Below are 23,097 nucleotides of genomic sequence, written 5' to 3' on the forward strand. Positions count from 1 at the left end.
TGAAAGGGGGAAAGCCCCCCTTTTTAACATTAAATTTTTAGTAAATTAAAGGCTTAATATTTAAACTAGTATATTTTACAGTCAAAAAATAATTTTATTTTGATTTAGTTTCTAGGGCTATTTCTTGGTTAAACAAGAGTTAAGTAATTGTTAACTTTAAAAGTAAAATAACTCAGTTTTGTAGAACATTTTTATGAATGCTCTCCATATTGTAATGGTTAAAATTTCTATGACTCTGCTCAACTATGCATTTTGAAGTTAACTCTATTCACATTCAGTATATTAGATATTGAATTACTTAACCAATAGATAGTGGTGTATAGGTATTAGTTTGATTTTACTTGTAAAGTTGAATGAAATCATATGCATGAAAGGCTTTAATCGACTTTAAAATTAGGTTTTCGAGAAAAATTTTACGAATTTAAAATAGCCAGCATGGACATGAATTGAAAAGTGATTTTGAAACAAAAGTATTTAATTACGAATAGGTTTCATTCCATTTTCCATATTTCGTGTGTTCTTGATTTTGCTCATCATATTTTCTACATTTCAAAAGCGGCAGATATTGCTATGGTAGTCAACTTTCAGGGATTGCTAGCATTTTCATTCATCTTAGTGAAAGTTAAATATTTAAATCCAAGTTTAATTAAATTTGGTAGGCTAGAGAAATGGTGATAAGTATTAGATAGATAGCTTTGATTTAATGTTATTTCTCTCGTAACCGATGTACATCTTTTTGTAATTGCTGAATATTGCTATCAGTGGTCTTTACATCTAAACACCTATCGTTGTTAAAAACATTCAAGTAGAGTCGATAGTGATTCTGGAATAGGGGAAATTTGCTCTGTGTATCATTTTTCACATATTTCTAAATACGAAAATTTTCATAGGTTTTACTGTACTGTATAGACTTGTGTAATGCGCTCAGAAAGGTGCGGTTTGGTGCGTTGTAAAAATCTAATGCGATCTCAATACTCAAATTTTCATCTGTTCGTACTTTGTGCTGTTAGTAAATCTGTAATTGTATGCAAATCTTGTTTATTACGAATAGTAAGCAGACGAACAATAAAAGCGGAACAATTTTGATTAACTTCACTTTCATTATGTTTTGTTCCAGTCTTAGATGTAAGAAAACTTTTGATACAGTTTCGAGCTTTTGGTTTATATGCAAACTTACAGATATTTGAATTTACTTCAAAAACAGGTCTAACCGATCAATAACTGCTTTAATTTTGATGGCGATAAATTTAATAGTGTAGCCTTATTTGATTATATAAATTTCCGGAAAAATCTGACGCATCCTTTATTATAATCATGTGCGAACAGATATTGTACAAAAGTAGTGACAAATATGTCGGAATATAACCTAGATGGTCTTGTAGTGTATAGACACAAAAAAGCCTAAACCATTACAGTTTAGGCGTTTAAGCTTCCAATGGATGAGGTTGGAATAAATATGGCGAAAGAGGGAGTCATATTTTTTAATTAAGCTTATAATATTAATATAAATTAAATAATATTTTTTATATTTTACCCCCAGTTATACCCCCAACTACACAACGCTAATTACTTAGCTAATCAGCTTTCGTTCTTACTATAACATGTATGCTTTGCAGTAAAGTGTTAGATCTTAGATCTTAGATCTAAGAAATTAGCAGAACCTATTATTGAACTCTTAATCATCTTTTTAATTTTTAAATCACTAAATTGAGGACTTTCATAAAGCCAAAATTGTATTTTGATGTACAATTTTTTTTGTGTTTTTTTTAAATATTATTAGTGATAAACTAAATTTAAATGGATGATTTTTGATTTTATAAAAGCTATTTTTATATAAAATAAATGTGATTAATGTGATTTTTTTGTTTTTTAATTCTAAACCTATGTATTGGTATATATAGCATTTAGTCGAGACTGGCATGAATTTATCTATAAAAATTTCAAATGAAGATTTTTTTAAGTTGTTAAAACATAAAATTTCACTCTCATATTCAACACGCTATTCAGGTGGGTTGAGTGAGAAAGTAATTTTTAAAGAAACAATTGATGCTTTGAAGCGGATAAATCATTTTGCTCATGATGTCAGTGATGGTATTTGGGATGCTGATTTACTTACTTCCAGATTCAGACATCAAGAAGATCAACTGCAACTTGCGGAGTTTTGTGATTCGTTTAATGGAATACGCTTGCAAAAAGAATTATTTCCAACCCCTGAAATGTTTAATCATCTTTTTTTTAAGAGTGTATATGAAAAATATGTGCAACTTGATAAAAATGCTGAACATGAGATAAGAAGGAAATATGGTATCTGGGACTATCTACCATTACTTGAAAAGCAACAGGAGGAATACGCTCAAGTTGCATTTATTTATGATACTCATCTTCAAATACCCCCTTGGGTGATTAGAAATATCCCTTATGAACGCATAGCTCAACTAATATCCGAGGTTCGAAATCAAATCGATATTGGTATGGATGAACATCGTAGACATGAAAAGAATGCATTAGATAAATTTAATAGCTATGCTGAAGCCTTTGATCTTTTATTGCGAACTCATTCCTCAACCTATGTGTTCACAATTGATATTAAGATACAAGGCTTTTTAACATCTAGGTCAGACTTAATGACTCAAGTGGGACATGTGCAAGATAGCCCTATTCATGATATTAAGCTTATTTTGGCTAGGTTTCCTGATCTTCTCAATGGGTTAACCAAAATTGAAACACATGGTGCTAAAGAGGATTTAAACTTACATTGTATTTTGATATTAAAACCCTCTAAAAATTTTTCTGAAAAAAAGTCAATAGATGTATTACAACAACAAATCCAGAACTTTTTGGGGAATTCCTATTATGTTTCGATTCGCAATTGGAATGAGGTCATTAGGAGAAATTATTCTAAAATTGCTGTAGGTCTTATCAAAAAATCACAACCTAAAAATGCGGAAGCATTTAAATATTGGGTACTTAGCTTTTTCTTTATACTTGATTTGCATATTCAGCCTTGTTTATCTAGCCAATTAAAATATTTGGCTATTAATGAAACCTTAGATAGTTACCTTAATAATTTACAAGCACAAAGTGAAAGTCAGAGTCTTAAAAATGAAAATATTATAGAAAGCTTTTTGACTGAGGTTGAAAAAGCGAACAAAGGTTTGTCAAAAAATTTTCAGCCATTTTTGTCTGAAAAAGAACGTAAATCTGTTTGGAGTATGCGTAGCCTCCCAAAAACCAGCCAAGCTTATATTGAGGCTGTCATGCATTATTATCGTGAGATTGAACCAGCCCCTGAAAAGCTTCAGTCCATGATGAATATCGAGATATTTATTGAGACACTATTATCTATAGAACTACAAGCTTTTGAGCTTAGTGTATCAGATGATCAAGAAGTGCTGACACGACAAATTTTAAATAAGGCAATTACACGCCTTGGTCGGCAATTTATTTTACTAGGAGAAAATGAAGTTGATGATCTGCTCCATCCACGATATGCATTTTTAATACAGCCTTTTTTTGAAAAAAGTAGAGATGCTTTGCAACAGTTAACCGGCTCAGCAGTTCCTAGACATGCTATCGAAGAGGTTAATCAACTTATTTTAGTTTTACGAAGATTATATACATCCTCGTTGAAGGGGATAGGTAATCAATCAATACAAAAGATTAGTAATCATTCTTATAAAAAATATATAAGGCGTATAGATGATATTACAGAGTTGCTTAAGCATTTGTTTCTACAAGGCTGTTTGGTTCTTAGAGTAACTGTCGAGTTAATTCCTGAAACTAAATACATATCACATCCCGATTTAGTCATTTTATGGACTGCATTTTTACATCATGCACAACGCTCAAAACCTTTATCACGGAAAACGGGTTTCTTTGGGTTATGGCGTGTAGATGAAGATCAGCATTTTTATGCTGATGTATTTATTGTATTTGATGAACGTGCAGTAGTTGATCGAGATTCTATTATCCAGCAGTTAAATGATAAATGGGTTAAATTTATTAATAACAAAGGCAAGTCGAAGTTAAAGCTGAATGAAAAAACAAAGTTTAAACATTGTAGAATACAAGGCAAACCACTGATGATTGCTGAAGGCGAGTATGCGTCAGATCATTTATTCATTGAGTCAACCAATAAGGCAAGAAAATCTGATTTTTTACAGAAAATCATTCCAGCTTTTTTAAGTCATAGTCTTTTTGGGGAAGCTTATCATGAAACCTATAAACAAACAGGCTCGGGACTTTTAATTAAAAGTAGTATAGCTGTTGCTAGTAGAAAGAATACACCTTCTACAAAGTCTATTAGACAGAAAGCTTTAAAGGAGTCTGTGGAACGTTCTGAAGTTGATGATGATCAATAGCGTAACTTTAGCTTGTAGTGTCATATCAGATTTATGCTGTTATAAGGAAATATAGGTTTTCCATATTCTCGTGTATTAGGCTGTTCTGGTAACATGGCTCTAGTGGGTTATTAATATAATGAATATAATGAATATATACTTATTACTATATGTTTTTAAAGGTATAACGATTATCTGAATGAATACATATGAGTAGTATCTATGAGCTTAATATCATAGGTATTGAGTATGACTAGCTTGAATCTACTGGTTTGATATGAATGCTCATCTCTATATGAACTGAACAGCATCTTCATTACATACTATTCAACCTACTGTAAAAGATAACTAAATCCCTAGTGATATGAGTTAAATCATTCACTAGGTAATTCTATGTCTAATGCAGTAGTTAATATTAATGAATCTGAAGTATTGATTGCTATACAAAACTTGATGATTTCAATGTGCTTTGAGGGGAATAGTGAGCAAGGGTTTAAAGAGGGTTTAGTTCTACTCATTCCTCAATTTAAAGCAATCTATCTACCCCACTTAAAATATGCTCAAAGTATTGAAACCTTTCACTCTTTAACGAAAGTAGTTGATCATATGTTGAATGGTCAAGCTATCTCTACTGTAAAGCATCTTAATCCCATGCAAATGACCCAATTATTAGGGCTTTTAAGGCAAGGACGCTTGCTTATTGCACAAGAGATCATATATTTAAAGGCTCAAGAAAAACGTAATCAACGTAGTCTTCGAGAGTATCTAGAGCAGTTAACTCAACACTACGCAAAACTACTATTCATTCGTATCGACTTGAGTATTGAGCAGAAGTACCAACATAAGGTCGGTATTGAGCAATTTTATGCATATCTACGCACCTTTATTAATCGAATGCAGAATCAAGATACTTGTTTCAAAGACCTACATGGTTATGCATGGGCTTTAGAGCAAGGGGCAACTAAGGGCTATCATTGTCATGTCTTACTGATCTACGATGGGCATAAACATCAAAAAGACTTTGGTATGGCTATACAGGTAGGACAATGTTGGAGTGAGATCACGGCGAACAAAGGCTACTACTTTACCTCTAACTCCCCTGAGTACAAGGCGCAATTTTTACAGAAAGGTAAATTGGGTATTGGGATGATTCATCGATCCAATTCTCAACAAGTTGAAAATGCCATCAAAGCAGCTATGTATTTGGTCAATCCTGAAAAGGAGAATCAATACATGAGAGTAGGGGTTCCTAAGATGCGGAGCTTTGGTAAGGCGCAATACAAGACTGATCGTCGCAGAGGGTGTATTGTCTCTACTTTACCAGTAGTGCAAGGCTTTAGGCTATGTACAGATTACTACGATTGAGGTAGTTAGAGATGTGTAATGTATTACAGCATTACACATCCTACATGGAGTGAATTAAAGCATTTTTCTGCCTATTGAATTAGTAAAATGGCGTAAAAACTCTACTTTAGAGCAAAAGACGAAACCGAGGAACATGCTTGTATTTTTAGCGGAATAAATTGAGTTATCCTTCACCTAAATAATGTCGATGGTGTAGAGCAGATTTAACGATTTTGATATGTATCCTTAGACACTTCCTCTATCAAATGTTTTGACTTGGCCCTAAATTTTAATTGCTCATTTTAATTCGAAAATAATCCAAGCTTAAAGTTAGGGCTAACGTTCGAAGTTTTAAAGTATATTTCAGAGTAAAGTTAGTGCCATGGCATTTCTTAATTTTTAAAAAAGTCTTGAAGTTAAAAATTATCAAATTCGAAAATTGGAAATTTAGAGGAAAAATAATGATATTTATTAATGTCAATATGCTTTACAAACGATATTAAGCCATTTACATGGTTAAAAAACCCAATAGGGGATTCAAAACCTTCATGTTCTGCGGCTTCAATAATTCCAAATTTATGTGCAGCATATACTAATCGATCAATTCTTTTAAGCATTGCTTTTGATAGTCTTGGCTCACTAGTGTCCACTAAAAGACCTAATACAATTTTTCTAGAGCCTGGGCCTAAAATTACAGTTTTTTTCTTATTTTCTTTAAATCCATGTCTTCTAATTTCGTAAAATATTTCTCGCTGTAATTTACCGATAGAGAGGTTTTGTGGTAGATTGATCGGAGTAGAAAAAGTCAAATCATCTGCATATCTTGTATAAGTAAGATTATAATTAGATGCCAATCCTATTAAAGCATTATCTAAGTTTTGAGCAACCAAATTACTTAACATGGGGCTTGTTGGCGAACCTTGTGGCAACACACCTAAACAATAGTTATTTTGATAAAATCTATAACTATTAAAATCACTATTGTTTTTTACTTTTAATAGGTTGCTAAGGTTGGTGGGTAGTCTTGTTGTTGTACAAATTTTTGCTATTTCAAAAGATAATAAACTTGTATAACCTAAATCTTTAAAGATTTTGTAAACTTGATGCTCATTAATACTATAAAAAAAATTTTCAAGATCGAACTTGAATATCCATTTAGCTTCACAATGAGCTTGAGCACATTCTTTTATTCCACTATTTTTCTTAAAGGCGTAAGATGAACTAGATACTGGTATATTTTGCAATATTTCTTCATTAATAAAAGTTTGAACTTTCAATAATTTTCCATTTACAGAATGAATATGTCTACGCCCACCACTTCTCTTTCGAATAGCGTACATTTTATAATTAGCAATTTCTCGATTACGTAAAACGGTAGAGCGTAAAAAATGATAGTCAACGCCAGTAATTTTAGCTAAATGATTTAATGTAAAAATTGTCGGCAAATTTTTACGTTTTAAATTTTCCGAGTATCGTTTGAGCTTTGTAGCTTTGTCTGCGCCTAGTTTTTCTGCTGAACAAGTATAAAGTCGGTGTAGTGACCAAGTTTCCATTCACCTAATCCTTTGGACCTTGTGTCCATTATATGTATGCGTCTACAAGGCTTCGAAGGTCTATTGAAGTTCACTTCAAAGGCGCATACATATAAAGGTCGATTTTATCGACCTATCGTGAGTTCTTTCCAAAAATATCTATCCGATATTCCCATCTACAATTGTAGAATCAGTTAAAGTCTCTATTAGGTAGAGAGCAGTAACGGCTGAATAGTGAAACTTAATCACTACACCAAGAGTTTGGAATATACAGGTCTTGGTTCCATTTTGGAATAGGTTTTGGATGATTATGAAGAAAATTTCTTCCTATAGCTGTAATCCTTAAAGTATTACCATTTAGTAAATTTAAATTAATACATTTTTCTAAATAATAGTTTAATAAACTCATGTCTATATCAAGTGCACTCGCTAAACTTGATTTGCTAACATATCCTTTATTAATTAACTTTAAAATATCAACTATTTGAAAAGGAATGATTTGTTGATTTTCCTCAGTACTATTTTCTAATAAAAAAGTCATCCAATTAGGTATGGTTCTACCTGGGAAAAGAGGACTCCAATTATCTCCTCCATCAAACCAGAATATACCTGGTATATTATTTGGTACGCTATGATAAAAGACTAAATTAGACATAACTTTTCCAAATCCTTTATTAGCCCAATTTGGAATTTTTTTATTCTGCGTACATAGTGTTAGAATTTCTTGTACATTTTCTCCCCATCTTTTATGCAAATTATCAGAATAGGTGTATTTGCCATAAAAAATAATTTTAGATGATTTTTTGTAAGTTCTAGAAGAATGATCTGATCCAACAATGTTTTTTATAATATTTTTAGGCGCATTACTATTTCGCATAAAACTATAAATATGAAAATTGATGAGCCCTAAACTCCACCAACTTTTAAATGTTTTATTAATCAACATACTATTAATAAATGAGTAAACTCTTTTTCCGCTTCCAATAGCATCATCAATTAATATTAAATTTTTAATGCGATTTTCTTTTAAAGTACTCAATGGTGGATGATCATATAAGTAATCTCTTTCTCTTGTAATACTTGAGATTAATGAATACACGAAGTCCTCGCTTCCTAAAGATTGTCCTGATCTATCGATTACGCATCCAGTCGCATCGTTCCAATATGGAATGAAAGTATTTGTTTCGTCTTCATCTAATTTACGAATGGAATAGAAAGCATATTTAGTATCATTTAAGGTATTTCTAGAAACTTCTTCTTGTAACCATTGAGCGTACGTATCTCTTGATACAAATCTCAATTTACTTAACATTATTAATGCCAAATTCTTATCACTTTCATTAAATTGATTAAGCCATATATTGATATCACTAGATCCATGAATTTTTTCAAAAGTTAATTTTTTAAAGTCTTGATAATGCATCTTGGCACATTTAGCTTGATAATTATTTAAGATCATATCAAGCTGAATCAGATATAGTAATATTTATTGCAACATTTTTTGTTCTATGGCTATTAAAAAAAATGTTTTTTCATAAAGCTAAACTAGCTTAAGAATTAACTCATCCGATAAGCATAAGTCCTATTCTCAGTACTGATACTCACCTCACGAATATATTCCGCTTTACATCGTGGATAAGCTAAAGCGACTGAACCATAACGCATATTTTTATAATCATACATATTGGTAATGCCACAGTTGCCACGATTGATTTGTATACCCGTAATCGTAGTGGGTTGGTCATTGAGTGAAATGATGTCAACTTTGTCAATATAGCCTGTCATCGAACCTTGGGATTCAGCTCGATAGACTCGAATATCAAACTGTTCTTCGATCTGTGCTGGTGTTTCAGCTTCAGCTTGTTCAGTACTGAGAGACTTATTGTCTTGAATGGCTTGATTGGAATCTATTTCAGAATTTACTGAAACGTCATCATCAAGTGTTTTTTGTTCACTCAGATCTATTTGCATGAATTACTTGGTTTTTACATCAAGCTCTGTTTTTGGTGTTTGGTGTGGTGGTTGAGCCTTATCCTTGGATGGACTACAGGCATTTAGCAAGGATATTGATAACAGCAAAGGCAGCATGAGTTGAGTTTTAGACATGATTATTCTCGTAATATAAAACTCTGTTTCAACCCAGCTTAGTCATGAATATTTGCGCTGATTCAATGTGAGGTGTTGAGCTGAAACAGAAAAAAAGTGAAGATTAATTTATGTTATTTTTAAAGCACTCATTGCTCAACAATAGCACGATAGGTGATTTTTCCATGCGTGGTATAAAGATAAATCTCTTTAATTTCCTCAGTAGAACAGCCCTTTAAAACAATGTTAAATACTGCTCCGTAATAGGACACACTCGGAAATTTAGTGGTAAATGGTTCTACACCAATGACCTTGCAACTAGGATTGTCTATTTCTACTTTATCAATCACATCGTTCACTTCAGAAACCACTTTTAAACGAGTGGTGTCATACACAGTACTTGTGATGACTTTAAAGTTTGGATAAGCATCAACAGGACGAAACTTCACGTCGACTGATTCACTTTCTAACAATTCACGTTTAAGTTGAGGCTGTGGAATATCAATATTTTCAGCACCTGTATAGATACTGTCAGGATCATAACGGTCATGAGCAATTGCGGTTGCTTCAGCTTCTTGCTCTTTTGATTGTGGACTAGAATCAGGTAAATCTAGGGTACTGGTTGGTGGGCTACCTGCATCTGATGAAGAGGATGAAGAAGGCTCAGGTTTCTTCTGACAGGCAGTGAGTGTTGTTATTATGACAATTGTGAGGAGTAATTTATTCATCATGGAATCCTATTACTGTGATGCAAACTGAGTACATTGCACATACTTCAGCACAGCTAAACCTTTGACGTATAGCCATCGGTCATTTCCATTCTCGGCCTGATTATCAAAAACTTGATAAGCAAAGTCATCAATCTCAATTAACTTTGGCTCCTTTAAATCTTTGCCTTCTCGAATCATGGCATTGAGATCAGCACTATAAATAAAGTAACGGAGTCGATCTCCTTTGGGGATGATTTGCCATTCTTTACTAATGGCAACAAAGGCATTGCAATTAATATTGCCTTCACAGCGTTTAACAGCAGGTGCACTGGCAGGTGAGTTGATAAGTGTCATCACTTTATTCATATCAGCATGACTAAATGAAGCTACAGATAAACAGGCAAAAACAGCTCCTGACTGTAAAAAGTATTTGGTTCGCTTATTCATAAAAAAATCCTAATTATTGTTGTTGCATATACTTCTAATAGAATGTAATTAGTTAAACATCGAGATTGGCCAAACAATTGCTTTGCCTAAGTTATAAGCATAGCTTTGGTCGGCTGTGGCACTGCATCCCTTTAAATAAAAAGAAAATAACAGCGCAATCACTACATAAATTCCAATCAGATAATGTTTGATTTGCATGGTTGTTCTCCTAACGTGATTGACAAGCTTGAGCAGCGCGATACATTTGTTCACCAAAATCTGCTGGTAGATCGAGGCGACTGACATTTTGATCAGCCATTTTTTCCATCACAGCAGGGGAATAATGCGCTTCGAGCTTGTCATAGACACAGGAGCAGGCAGAGTGATCAGAACCGCCAGATTGACAACCTGCATTAAAGTCACGCTTGGCTTTGCTTTCACAGCCTGTGAGTAAAACAGTCGTAAACAGTGTGAGCCCTAGAATGGGCAAATGATAAAAAACAGACATGATAATTCTCGTCATAAAAAACAACATGATCGATATCTGATTTCAAAGGGTATGGTCTCGATTTATGGTGGAGGAGGTTTATTCCAACCAGCCAACTCAACCAAAAGCCAAAACAGCAACATCATCAGGACAAATCCAATGACAGCAGGTCCCAGCCAGATCAATACACCAATGATTAAAATCAGACGTGCAATAATCTTCATTACCGAAGCAATGTAGAGCTAGGATTCGTTTTAGATAGACGAGATAAAATCGGAATAAAATGCGGTGTAACAGCGTAAGAAACAGTCATGATTGACTCCTTGGAATTATAAGAAGTTCTACCAAATTACTGTCAAATAATGGTGGCAGAACGAAAAGGGGTTGACAGACTGGGATCCAAGGAACCAGCACGCACGAGGCGTCCCCCTCCCGTTCTACCGCAAAGGGGGAACACGAGGGTTCCACGACATACAAGAATCATTCCATATATCGTGCTGGATCTGCGGTCTGTCAAAACCGACTGGCAATGTAGGCCAGCAAGCTCATGATAATGCCAAGCCTGATTGGGGTCAATTTCATTTGCAGACAAAGATATGATAACGAGCTAAAAACAATCAAAAATAGAATGTAAATAATTTCAGATACATAACACCTGAGTGAAGAAATTGTTGATGTTTCCTGAACAACTTGGGAAATCAGCAGCAATTCTATTATTCACTATCAGGAGTTTTTATGCCGTATCGAGATTTTGATCAAGAAGAAGAGGGGATGTTTCCTCAACGAGAACCCATCAAGCCAATGATACAAGGCTTAGGACTCAGCAACTCACCCACCACTTTAGCCATATTGGGCATGTCACTGGCACGTTCCTTGGGCTATTCGCCATTTATAGGCGGAATTGCAGGCGCCATGTTGGGTGGTGTGATTCTGGTGATTGCTGAACAGACACCACGACCACCATTTACCAAATAAGTTGGCGATTCAGATTTATCGCAATACCTCCTCAGAATACTCATTTTTAAATCCAAACAATTCATTATTTAATATCAGGAATATATCCTATGGCACATCTCATCGAACAAATGGCTTATGTGGGGCAAACCCCTTGGCATGGCTTGGGCAACCAACTTTCTCAAAATCAACCCATTGAAGTTTGGGCACAACAAGCAGGCATGGACTGGCGTATAGAATCATCTGATGTCAGCTACATGGCACAAAACCACAGAGGGCAAAGTATTATTATGCCCTTTAAAGAACAACGAGTTTTATATCGTTCCGATACCCATGCCCCTTTATCTGTGGTCAGTCAGCGCTATCAAGAAGTGCAACCTAAACAGATTCTTGAATTCTATCGTGACCTCACTGAACAATCAGGCTTTGAACTGGAAACAGCAGGAATACTCAAAGGTGGTAAGAAATTCTGGGCTTTGGCAAAAACAGGACAAAGTACTGCACTCAAAGGCAAAGATGTCAGCAATGGCTATATTCTGTTAGCCACGGCGTGTGATGGTACGCTTGCCACCACAGCACAATTCACATCCATTCGTGTGGTGTGTAATAACACCTTAGCGATTGCACTGAAAGGACAGGATGCAAGTCGAGGTGTGGTCAAAGTACCGCACAGTACCAAGTTTGATGCAGACAAGATAAAACAGCAATTGGGCATTTCAATTCGTGCATGGGATGAACACATGTATGAGATGAAACAACTCAGTCAGCGAAAAGTCAGCCAAGAAGAAGCGGCTGCCTATTTTGATGCAGTGTTTAATAATACAAGTCTGAGTATCGCAGAACAAGATGAACGTTTGATTCAGTACTACCGTAATGTTGCCAGCCCATCAGAACCGAATAAAACCGAACCCAATGGACGAGCCATGTCGAAAGTCATGACGATGTTTAATGGTCATGGACGAGGCGCAGAGCTATCCTCAGCCAAGGAAACCGCCTACGGCTTACTCTGTTCTATTACTGAATTTTGCGACCATGAGCGTCGCGCTATGAGTCAAGATCATCGACTCGATTCAGCATGGTTTGGTGCAGGAGCTGGCTTAAAACAACGCGGTTTAGAACAGGCTTTAAGGATGATCACATAAATTATCCCATCAATTAGCCTAAGCAATACCACTTCAACAAAAGACCTAAGTTCAATCAATGCAATCCTACTAAGACCACATCTACGGATGTGGTTTTTTTATGCCCAAAATTTAACAATAACAGGAATGAAATTATGAATCACCACATCCATATCAACCCCCAACCCACTCGATCAATCACGTCAACTACTACTCAAACATTTATTGCCCCAAAACTTTTTAGTGCCAAACGCTTGGTCAATACTAAACAAATGAGCCAAGCGGAGTGGCAAGAAATTCGAAAACAAGGCATTGGCAGTAGTGATTGTGCAGCAGCCTGTGGACTAAATCCCTATATGTCGATGCTGGAACTGTGGATGATTAAAACAGGACGCATCCAACAAAACATTGAGGATGAAAGTGAAGGGCATGCACCGCTCTATTGGGGTAAACGTCTAGAACCTTTGGTGGCTGAATACTACAGTATGCATACCAACTACAAAGTACGGCGAGTCAATGCTGTACTACAACACCCTGAACCAGATAAACACTTTATGTTAGCCAATTTGGATTACTCAGTAGTGGGTGATGCTGATGTACAAATCTTGGAATGCAAAACAGCAGGGGAACACGGTGCTAAGCTATGGCGAGATGGTGTGCCTCTATATGTACTCTGCCAAGTGCAACATCAATTGGCAGTGACAGGTAAGAAAGCAGCACATATCTGTGTACTGATTTGTGGGCATGAAACCCGAATTTTTAAAGTGACCCGTTCAGAATCGGTGATCCAACACATCATCAAGGCTGAACGACACTTTTGGGAGTGCGTGGAAAAAGACATACCACCTGATGCCGATGCATCTGAATCAGCAGCCAAAGCCTTACAACAGCTTTATCCAGAACATGTACCACTCAGTACCACTGACCTATCTGAAGATGAGCAAGCCAATCAACAATTTGAGCAATTAATTCAAGCACGACATCAAATTGAAACTAGTCAAGAGATATTCGATCTGCTGAAACATCAACTACAAGTCAAGATGCAACAGGCTGAACGAGCGACCTTTAAAACAGGCTCAGTGACGTGGAAAAAGTCAAAAGACTCAATCAGCCTAAACACTAAGGCTTTACTCAAACAGCATCCTGAATATCTCAATCAATTTCCACAAAACAAACAAGGCTCACGACGTTTCAACATCTATACCGATGATGAGTAAAGCCACTCTCAATTTAGGGCATATCTGCGAAAAATCGCAAAAACACCCCCGTTCTCTGTAAGCACCGAAGTACTTACAGAGAACCAATATAGGTGAATTTGCGCTGAAAAATGATTGATTTCTACATATCAACCGAACATTGGTAAAAAATAACTGAAGAGGACAGCAGCATGATTAAAGGTTTAGCGATTACACCGCCTATACTCGGCAGAATCAGCATTGGTAAAATTGTTGAAAAGAATGGAAAACGACTGCCTGAAAAGGATGACCAATTCACCATCACCAGCCAAATCCAAGACAAAGAAGGCTGGATTAAACACCCACTTGATGAACAACTCCGAGCCAAAGCACCCAATCAAAAACTTCGCACCATTCCAGTACGGATGATCTTTAACGATCCTGAGCTTAATCTCAGAGCAGAGTACACTTTATTTGATCGCCAAACAGGACGACCTGTATGTATTGGCAATGGTGAAACCTGTCAAAGGCAAACCAATCAAGGCTTAGAACAACACATATGTCCATCACCAGATTTATGCCCATTGGCACAAGGACGCAACTGTAAACCATATGGAAGATTACATGTCAATTTAGGCGAATCGGATGAACTTGGAACATTTATTTTTAGGACAACAGGTTTTAACAGTATTCGAACTTTGGCAGTACGACTGAGTTATTACCATGCTGCATCGAATGGCTTGCTGTCATGTTTGCCTTTGCAATTGACCCTCAGAGGAAAGTCTACTACACAAAGTTATCGTACACCTGTGTATTACGTGGATTTAACTTTACGTGATGGTGTCAATCTTCAACACGCCATTCAAACGGCAAAGGATATAGATCAACAAAGCAAAGCTTCTGGATTTAATCAACATGCTTTAGATCAGATGGCACGGCAGTGTTTTAGTAATGCAAGATTTGAGGTGAATTCTGAAGAAGGATTGGATTTGGTGGAGGAGTTTTATACAGATGAAGTTACTGAGTCTGAACAAGCACAACCTAAGTTGAAATCCAAAGTTAAAGCTAAGCCCAATCAAGGTGAAGGGTTTGTGCAAGATATTCAGCAGGGGTTGCAGAAATCAGTTCATTCAGTGATTTGAATGATTGACAAAGCGAAAGTTAATTTTTACGAGTCGCTCAATCATTTGAGCGATTTACCGCTCGCATTACAGATTAGGAGTAAACGTCATGAATGCGATCACGGGGCAAACTTTTCAAATGAACCAAATTATTAACATTAAAGAAGTGATTCTGTTCACAAGCATTAGTCGGGCAAAGATTTATGAAATGATCAATGCCGATTCAAAGTACTACGATTCGACTTTTCCAAAGCCTGTGCGGTTGAGTGAATCACGTATTGGATGGGTAGCTTGGGAGGTTAATCAATGGATTGAAGGTAAGATACAAAGCCGATAAGTGTGGGAGCGAAAGCTCCCTTATTTTTTATTAAAAAATAGGTGGTTATCTTTTGTTAATATAAAATTTAGATTTTGATATCTAATGATGGTGAAATTTTGTGAGCTATAAAACCCTCAGAAATTAAAAATCAAAAAATATTAGATGGGGTTAGACTTGGAGAACAACTGTGTACCGTATAAAACTTTGATTTTTGTCTATGGTAACTTCTGTTGAATATATAGCTTCCTAGGTTAAAGTGTATGGTTAGTGGTAATGTTGAAAATTTAAAATTAGAGCGTCTTAAATTGTCGTATGGATAGAGGGAAAGTAAGTTTTTTTTTACTATTTATGTCTAACTGTTTGTTTTAATTTCCCTTATTTTAAAGAGGCAAATCTCTTGATATATGACATTTAAATTTTATTGCTGGTATAATTCACCAGTCTATTTTTATAACTGGTAACTTCCACCAGCGAGTAATATGATTCAATTACCTTCAGATATAAAGCTCATATTTTCTGGTCACGAAACTTTTGCGTTAAGACAATTATGGTTAAAAAAAGCTTATTCACAAGTAGAATTGCATCAAGATGCTTCAGAACAGGTGTGTTCAAAATCTGTATTTTCATCAGGTGATGCTGTTGAGCGTTTTGGTGTGGGTAAAAATATGGTAGCTTCAATTAAGCATTGGGCATTGGCTACTGATATAATAAGAGAAAGTGATGAAACCAATGGCTTCAAACTTGGTGAAATTGGAATCTTTCTTTTTGATAAAAATGATGGGGTAGATACTTTTCTAGAACATGAATCGTCTTTTTGGTTAATTCATTGGTATCTGGCGGGGAAAAGTATTCGTTCAACAACTTGGTATATTTTATTCAATTATTTAAATAGTAATAATTTTTCTCAAGATGATGTGATCGATTTAATTATAGAACTTGTATCAGAGTCAGAAAATGTTAGATCAAGAAAAACGTTAGAAAATGATATTGATACGTGCTTAAAAAGTTATGTTTCAGATAATGAGACCGAAGATGGAATTGAATCTCTTTTATCTAAGTTAGGTTTAATCAAAAAAATAAATAAGAATTTATATCAGTTTAACTATGGATATCACGAGTCATTATCTGACTTTCTATTTTGCTTTGCAATTTTGGATTTTTGGGAAAGTCTAGAGAAGAGATATGAGTCTTCACAATCAACACTGTCTTTTAAAAATATAACCTATGATTATGGTTCACCTGGACGTGTATTTAAATTAACAGAATATTCGATTAATGAGCGACTTTCTAGGATTGAGGAGATTTCAAATGGTTATTTGGGATGGACCGATAGTTCTGGTTTGAAACAAATAACAAAGCTTAAAAGTGAAGTAGCTATTGGTGAAGTTAAAATGAATTTGTTGAGATCAGCATATGCTAGTGAATAAAAATCTAAGTGATGTGGTTTCTATCAATAGAAACTTTATAAAATCTATAAATATAGAATTGGATTTTGGTCATTTTGATTCGATCAAGGAGTATATAATTCAACCTTCTGCTCTTAATGTTCTAGACATTATGGCAAATCAAATTTCAAATACTCAACAACGTACTTTTACGTGGACTGGTCCGTACGGTAGTGGTAAATCATCGTTAGCTTTGGTTTTAGCAAGTTTAGCTAGTGGAAATGATGAGGTTAGAAAGCAATTATATAAAAAAATAAATTTAGATTCAGTGACTTCTGTTTTTTATTCGGATAAACCTTGGTTAGTAACCCCTATTACAGGGAAAAGAGCTTCAATCGAAGAAATATTTTTGCCAGTTTTAAAGAAGTTAACTAATGAAACAAATTTAAAAATAAAAAATCGATCAAATTTGATTGATTTATATATAGATTTTATTGAGAAGCAAAATGACATTGAGGGTAGTATTCTCATTATTGATGAGTTAGGAAAACTCTTAGAATATGATGCTTATCACACTCAAGATATTGGTTTTTATCAAGAATTAGCAGAAAAAACAGCAAGGTCAAAAAAGAAAATAATTATTGTTGGTATTCTACATCAAGCATTTGGTGAGTATGCAAGACATCTTGGTTTAGTAAAACAGCAAGAGTGGGCTAAAGTTCAAGGTAGATATAGCGATTTGCCATTGGTTAGTAGTGTTGATGAAAATATAAACTTAATTAGTCAGGCTATTTTAATTACTGATAAACCTAAAAATACACTTAAAGTATCAGAGAATTATATTGCTGCTTATAATGCTGATCATATTTCCAAGCTAGAAAATAAAACTAAAATTTTTGATGAATGTTGGCCGTTACATCCAGTGACTGTCAGTTTGTTAAGTTCACTTTCAAGAAAACAGTTTGGGCAAAATGAACGAAGTATATTTAGTTTTCTATCATCGTATGAAATGTTAGGGTTTCGTGATGTTTTACAAACTCTACCTGTAAGTGAAGAAAGTTATTATTATCCAGATATGCTTTGGGACTATTTACATGCAAATTTAGAGCCGATGATCCTATCATCATCAGATGGTCATAAATGGGCACTGAATATCAATGCAATAGAAAGAACACAGTCGCAATTTTCATTGGACTATGTGAGAGTTGTAAAAGTAATATCTGTCATAGGGCTGTTAAAAGATGGTGTTAATATACTATCCACTCAGTCAATTATAAAAACTTGTTTTCCTAAGCATTCAGACAGTTCAATTTTAGAAATATTAAAAAAACTTGAAGCTGCGTCTATATTAATTTTCAGACGCCATTTAAATACTTGGGGAATTTATGCAGGTAGTGACTTTAATATTGATGAAGAAATAAATAAAGTATTAGCTCTTCAAGGGGATATAAGTTCTCATGAATTAGATGCTCTCTTGGATACTGTACCTGTCATCGCATCACGTCACTATTGGGAAACTGGAGCAATGCGATGGATGAGTAAAAATATTATATTAGAAGATAATTTAAAAGAGTTTAGGAGAGAGGTTTATAAAAATAAGAAAGATGGTAGCTTTATCTTAGTCTTACCTAATAAATACTATACACCTGAGCAATCATTAAAGTTGGCAATAAAGTTTTCAAAAGAAGAAAGAGAAGGTAACTTAATTGCTATCGCAAAATTTGAAAATCAAGTTATTGATTTGCTTAGAGAATTGAAAGCTCTAGAGTGGTTGAGGAAAAATAAAGTTGAACTTCAATCGGATAGTATTGCTTTGAGAGAAGTAGATGCTAGATTAAGTTCATTAAGAAATATATTGTCAAATAAATTTAAGAATGAGTTTAATAAAAGTATTTGGTTTGATAGTAATTCTAACAAGTATGAAGGGAATTTATCAAAGCTAGCTTCTGATGTTGCTGATAGGGTTTACACATATGTGCCTGTAGTTCATAGTGAAGTAGTGAATCGTGATGCCTACTCTGTGCCAGCGAGTAAAGCAATTAAAGATTTAATGAAAGCAATGTTATTCGCAAATGATGCTGAGAATTTTCACTTGGAGGGTACATCGGCTTCAGCAAGTTTGTACAAAACTGTTATTAAGACTCAGAAAATTCATGTTGATGAAGGTGGTGTTTGGAAATTTGTAATACCTTCCATACAAGATAACCCATCTATTTTTTTCTTATGGGATAAAACAATAGGATTATTAAAAAATTCAAATCAAGCAATATCAATTGAAGAAATTTATAATTTTTGGAAAGTACCACCTTTCGGTATAAAGAAAGGACTTCTATCAATTTTTAGTTTAGCTTTTTTCTTGACGTATAAGGATAAACTGGCCTTATACCATGAAGGGATGTTTGTAACGGAACTTGATGAAGTATTGGTAGAAGAGTGGTTAAGACAACCAAAATTATTCGCATTTAGGTTTGTTGAGTTAAATATAGAACAGAGAGAGCTTCTTAAATCAATTTCAAAAGATTTTTCTGAAAGTGATAATTCTCAGCAGCAAGAGTTAAGTCCACTTGATTGTGCTAAAGAGTTAGTAACTAAAGTTTTCTCTTTACACCCTTTTGTAAGGAAGACAAATGATTTAGATATATTAACTAAAAAGTTGAGAATCATATTGCTTGCGGCTAAAGATCCCTATGATTTACTGTTTATTGATATTCCTAAATCTTTTGAAGTTAAAAATATTTCAGCAGTAGCATCATTATTAAAAGATGGGCTAAAAGAGCTAGAACTTTTTTGGCCAAATAAGCTTCATGAAATTGAGGTTGATCTTTTAAAAAGCTTGGATCATTTTGGTGAGTTAAGTAACCTCAGAGCAAGGGCACAGCCTCTTTTGAAGATTAAAGCTGATCCTAAATTGAATATCTTTATTAAACGTCTTTCTGAGTATTATGGTACACAAAGGGAGATTGAGAATTTAATTAGCTTAACAAGTAAGAAGCAAAGTAAGGATTGGATCGATCAAGATATAGACTTAGCTATTTTACAGCTAAAGTCTTGGAGTGAAGCATTTAGACGTTATGAAACTATTACTTTAGAAGATAATCAAAATAATGGTCGATATGCAATTTCAATTTCATTTGCTTCTCAAGATGGGCAAGCTGTATCAGGTATAGTTGATTTTTCAAAAGAAGATATAAACCAAATTGATACAATTGTTGAAAAAATGAATAAACAATTTTCTGAAAGCAGCTTGAAAAAAGAAATATTGCTTGCTGCAATTAGTAGGGTTGGTAGTGAATTGCTTAATGATGTAAAGCAAAATGAAAGGGTAGTTTAAAATGGCAGAGTATCATGTGTTGGGATTGTCTGGAGGTAAAGATAGTGCAGCTCTAGCTGTGTATATGAGCCAATTTCATCCTGAAATAAATCTTCGTTATTTTTTTACAGATACAGGTAAAGAGCTGCCAGAGGTATACGCTTTTTTAGATCGGCTTGAAGGTGTTTTGGGGCAGGAAATTGAATTCATTAATGGTGATAGAGATTTTGATTTTTGGTTAAAACAATACAATCACTATTTACCAAGTGCACAAACTCGATGGTGTACGCGTCAATTAAAACTAACTCCCTTTAAGAAATGGATTAAACCATGGTTAGATAATGGAGATGAAGTTTATAGTTATGTCGCCATTAGGGCTGATGAAGAGCATCGTACGGGGCTAATTTCTGACCATAAAAATTTAAAGGTTATTTTGCCATTTAGAGAAGATGGAATCGATAAACCCAGTGTAATAGAAATTCTTGAAAACGTAGGATTAGGATTACCAGAATATTATTCTTGGCGATCAAGAAGTGGATGTACATTTTGCTTTTTTCAACAAAAAATTGAATGGGTACGCTTAAGAGAAATTCATCCAGAAGCTTTTGAAGAAGCAAAAGCATATGAAAAATTGGCTATTGACTCAGGGTCTCCATTTACTTGGACTCAGGGCGAATCATTAGTTGATTTAGAGAGACCTGAACGTATAGCTGCAATAAAAGCTGAATTTGAGAAAAGACAGATAAGAATGAAAACTAAAAAGAAAGTAAACCCTTTACGTCCTCAGCTCATCGATATGGTAGATATCGATGAGCTATATCTTGAGGATGAAGGGGGGGGTGCTTGTTTAGTCTGTCATAAGTGATAAGCTTGGTGTAGGATACAAAGGCACTCACTATTTTTGTTAATATTTAGTTCTTGGATTATCTGTTTTGGCGTTTTATCTTGCTGAATTTTAATAAATTTTATGCTTAATTTTCCTATTTTTTGATCAAGTACTTTATCTTTAACTTCATTTCTTTTAGAGAGAAGATCTATTAAATCACTTTTATGCACATTTTGATTTATTAGATTCGTGATAATCCATTCAGTGAGTTCAAAATGATCCGAACTAACAAGTTGAATGAATTTCTTTCGAGTGTTTTGGTCTTCAGTACCACTTATATTGGTTGGTATATTATATTCAATAAAAGTATTAGCAAATAATGGATTTCCTTCAGCATTAAAACCTCCAGTAGGAAGATTTTTGATTAAAAATATTTGGGCGGAACTGATACTAGGCCTTTGGGTTCGCTGTTGACTTGGCCGAATTAAATAAGAAACAGCCTTTTGTTGAAGTCCTACAGCAACATCATTACGAACTTCCCCAATAACATTCAGCGTATGTGAACATGAAAACGCATAAAAATCCTCAAAGCTGAGGCTAATAATTGACATAGGCAATGGCTTTAAATCATAGTAATCATTATTAATAAAGAAATCGGTAATTGTATAATTAGACGTATCAAAAATTGATGATTGATTTAAAGATTTCTTTTCAGGTGACATTTTTATTAGTTGTATAGAGCGAATGCTTTTTTTGGGAGAGCGAACAATATCACTTAAATCGCATGGTTGCGTTATATTTATATATACCTCATCTAATGGCGTATTAACCGGACCCGATTTTAAAACAGCTCCAAAAGGTATATCATGAAGAATACTATTTTTTAATTCCTCTTTTTTCTTAGATTGAATTGATAAATCATGATTATAACCTTTAAATGATTGATGATTTAGCATATTTCGATGAAGTAAGAAAGAGCTTGAATCAATACTATGAGTTAAAATGTTGCAATAGTCTATTTTTTCTAATTTACTTCCTAGACCCTCAATACTATTAGTAATATCCAATTCTTTTTCAATATGCCAAGAATTTTCCTTTTGTATGAAATTGTGGAAATGATCGTGATAAGGTTGTCCATCTATTGTTGCATCTTCTTGAATACTTTTAAAAATATAAGTATCTAATTGCCAAAGAGTATCTAATGTTCTTTTTTTAGCATTTTCTAAAGCTTTTTCCCAATCATTAATATACATTCTAATTTCATTTGAAATGGACCTTTGTTTCATTAAGATTGAGGAGATTGTAGATAAACCAAATGAGTCAAAATTCTCTGATATTAATTTGTTTTTAGTAAGAGTTACTAGCCCTGCACCACTGATTTTAGTGGTATTGTAAAATCTTGATCTTTCTTCGGGTGTATTAATCTTGGTGTAAGATGTTAATAGAATAATTGGAGGTAAATCTTTAATTATTGATAAATTTTCTTTTATATAACTTTCATTAGTTGTTCTTTCATCTAGATACCAGTCAAGAATTATTAAACTAAAACTTGATATATCTAGAGAAAAAGACTCATTGGAATGCTCGAGAAAAGTTATCTCATATTCAGGAGATGGGAAAGATTTTTTAATAATTTCTTTGAATTGGAAGAAGAGAGAATTTTTTTGCTTTAAAGGGGTTAAGAGTGATTGTAGTTCATCAGATGCCTTTTCAAAAAAATTAGAATTTAATAAAATATTTCTTAAGAAATTAGTTGAGGTGTGTGGATTTTCTTCAAGATTAAAATGACTGAAATCTTTTTCAATAATATTATTAATTTCTTCTAAAATTAAACTAGTTGGATCATTTAGTTCTGCGAACAGATCATTAAAAAGCTGTGAAGCTGCTTCGGAAGAAAGTCCATTAATTTCATCATCGATTACTAAAATTTTCTTCTTAATTGGATTGGAGGATGAAATCATT

The 23,097-nt window shown here is 34.1% G+C and carries 20 protein-coding genes; 10 read left to right on the top strand and 10 right to left on the bottom strand.

Translation table 11 applies throughout. The features are described 5' to 3' along the window. Positions 1–1,919: 1,919 nt before the first annotated feature. Together ASC84_RS18070 and ASC84_RS18075 are read left to right on the top strand one after the other, a co-directional pair. Positions 1,920–4,361 (top strand): hypothetical protein, encoded by a 2,442-nt coding sequence (locus ASC84_RS18070; RefSeq protein ID WP_056517251.1) that lies wholly within the window; start codon positions 1,920–1,922, stop codon positions 4,359–4,361. 372 nt (positions 4,362–4,733) lie between these two features. Next, positions 4,734–5,705, top strand: coding sequence for an inovirus-type Gp2 protein (locus ASC84_RS18075; protein ID WP_056517254.1), 972 nt, complete (start codon positions 4,734–4,736; stop codon positions 5,703–5,705). Between the two features lie 395 nt (positions 5,706–6,100). On the opposite strand, the gene ASC84_RS18080 is transcribed toward ASC84_RS18075, so the two are convergent. The 9 genes from ASC84_RS18080 to ASC84_RS22970 form a co-directional block, all read right to left on the bottom strand. Then, positions 6,101–7,237, bottom strand: a complete 1,137-nt coding sequence (locus ASC84_RS18080) for a reverse transcriptase family protein (RefSeq protein WP_056517256.1) — start codon at positions 7,235–7,237, stop codon at positions 6,101–6,103. A 220-nt stretch (positions 7,238–7,457) separates the two neighbouring features. Beyond that, on the bottom strand, positions 7,458–8,639 hold the full coding sequence (locus ASC84_RS18085) for a hypothetical protein (RefSeq protein ID WP_155860358.1): 1,182 nt from the start codon (positions 8,637–8,639) through the stop codon (positions 7,458–7,460). A 134-nt stretch (positions 8,640–8,773) separates the two neighbouring features. Then, entirely contained in the window at positions 8,774–9,187 is a 414-nt protein-coding gene (locus ASC84_RS18090; protein WP_056517261.1) for a hypothetical protein, read from the bottom strand. A gap of 3 nt (positions 9,188–9,190) precedes the next feature. Further along, positions 9,191–9,322, bottom strand: coding sequence for a hypothetical protein (locus ASC84_RS23515; RefSeq protein ID WP_264753255.1), 132 nt, complete (start codon positions 9,320–9,322; stop codon positions 9,191–9,193). A 128-nt stretch (positions 9,323–9,450) separates the two neighbouring features. Further along, positions 9,451–10,029, bottom strand: coding sequence for a hypothetical protein (locus tag ASC84_RS18095; protein ID WP_056517264.1), 579 nt, complete (start codon positions 10,027–10,029; stop codon positions 9,451–9,453). A 12-nt stretch (positions 10,030–10,041) separates the two neighbouring features. After that, positions 10,042–10,458: a hypothetical protein gene (locus ASC84_RS18100; RefSeq protein WP_056517267.1), complete on the bottom strand. Its 417-nt coding sequence runs from the start codon at positions 10,456–10,458 to the stop codon at positions 10,042–10,044. Positions 10,459–10,506: 48 nt separating this feature from the next. Then, a complete protein-coding gene (locus ASC84_RS22965; RefSeq protein WP_171252554.1) occupies positions 10,507–10,656 on the bottom strand; it encodes a hypothetical protein in 150 nt (49 codons plus the stop codon). A gap of 10 nt (positions 10,657–10,666) precedes the next feature. After that, positions 10,667–10,945 (bottom strand): hypothetical protein, encoded by a 279-nt coding sequence (locus ASC84_RS18105; protein WP_056517268.1) that lies wholly within the window; start codon positions 10,943–10,945, stop codon positions 10,667–10,669. Positions 10,946–11,007: 62 nt separating this feature from the next. Beyond that, positions 11,008–11,148, bottom strand: coding sequence for a hypothetical protein (locus ASC84_RS22970; protein WP_171252555.1), 141 nt, complete (start codon positions 11,146–11,148; stop codon positions 11,008–11,010). 547 nt (positions 11,149–11,695) lie between these two features. On the opposite strand from ASC84_RS22970, the gene ASC84_RS18110 reads away from it, so the two are divergent. The 8 genes from ASC84_RS18110 (at position 11,696) to ASC84_RS18145 (ending at position 21,174) form a co-directional block, all read left to right on the top strand. Continuing rightward, positions 11,696–11,899 carry a hypothetical protein gene (locus ASC84_RS18110; protein WP_227515174.1) on the top strand — a complete coding sequence of 68 codons (204 nt, stop codon included), beginning with the start codon at positions 11,696–11,698 and terminating at the stop codon, positions 11,897–11,899. An 89-nt stretch (positions 11,900–11,988) separates the two neighbouring features. Continuing rightward, on the top strand, positions 11,989–13,020 hold the full coding sequence (locus tag ASC84_RS18115; protein ID WP_056517274.1) for a DUF932 domain-containing protein: 1,032 nt from the start codon (positions 11,989–11,991) through the stop codon (positions 13,018–13,020). A gap of 134 nt (positions 13,021–13,154) precedes the next feature. Further along, positions 13,155–14,216 carry a YqaJ viral recombinase family protein gene (locus tag ASC84_RS18120; RefSeq protein ID WP_056517277.1) on the top strand — a complete coding sequence of 354 codons (1,062 nt, stop codon included), beginning with the start codon at positions 13,155–13,157 and terminating at the stop codon, positions 14,214–14,216. Positions 14,217–14,386: 170 nt separating this feature from the next. Continuing rightward, complete coding sequence (locus ASC84_RS18125; RefSeq protein WP_056517279.1) at positions 14,387–15,316, top strand: hypothetical protein; 930 nt, start codon at positions 14,387–14,389, stop codon at positions 15,314–15,316. Between the two features lie 88 nt (positions 15,317–15,404). Beyond that, positions 15,405–15,632 (top strand): AlpA family transcriptional regulator, encoded by a 228-nt coding sequence (locus ASC84_RS18130; RefSeq protein ID WP_056517283.1) that lies wholly within the window; start codon positions 15,405–15,407, stop codon positions 15,630–15,632. 461 nt (positions 15,633–16,093) lie between these two features. Further along, positions 16,094–17,041, top strand: a complete 948-nt coding sequence (locus tag ASC84_RS18135; RefSeq protein ID WP_056517284.1) for a DUF4007 family protein — start codon at positions 16,094–16,096, stop codon at positions 17,039–17,041. Further along, positions 17,034–20,330, top strand: a complete 3,297-nt coding sequence (locus tag ASC84_RS18140) for a hypothetical protein (protein WP_155860359.1) — start codon at positions 17,034–17,036, stop codon at positions 20,328–20,330. Before ASC84_RS18135 ends, ASC84_RS18140 begins: the two co-directional genes overlap by 8 nt. Before the next feature lies 1 nt (position 20,331). After that, positions 20,332–21,174 carry a phosphoadenosine phosphosulfate reductase family protein gene (locus ASC84_RS18145; protein ID WP_056517291.1) on the top strand — a complete coding sequence of 281 codons (843 nt, stop codon included), beginning with the start codon at positions 20,332–20,334 and terminating at the stop codon, positions 21,172–21,174. Here ASC84_RS18145 and ASC84_RS18150 read toward each other — a convergent pair. Further along, positions 21,165–23,096, bottom strand: coding sequence for a hypothetical protein (locus ASC84_RS18150; RefSeq protein ID WP_056517293.1), 1,932 nt, complete (start codon positions 23,094–23,096; stop codon positions 21,165–21,167). The genes ASC84_RS18145 and ASC84_RS18150 overlap by 10 nt on opposite strands. Between the last annotated feature and the right edge of the window lies 1 nt (position 23,097).

Source organism: Acinetobacter sp. Root1280 (assembly GCF_001425285.1).
In the GTDB taxonomy this organism is placed as follows: domain Bacteria; phylum Pseudomonadota; class Gammaproteobacteria; order Pseudomonadales; family Moraxellaceae; genus Acinetobacter; species Acinetobacter guillouiae.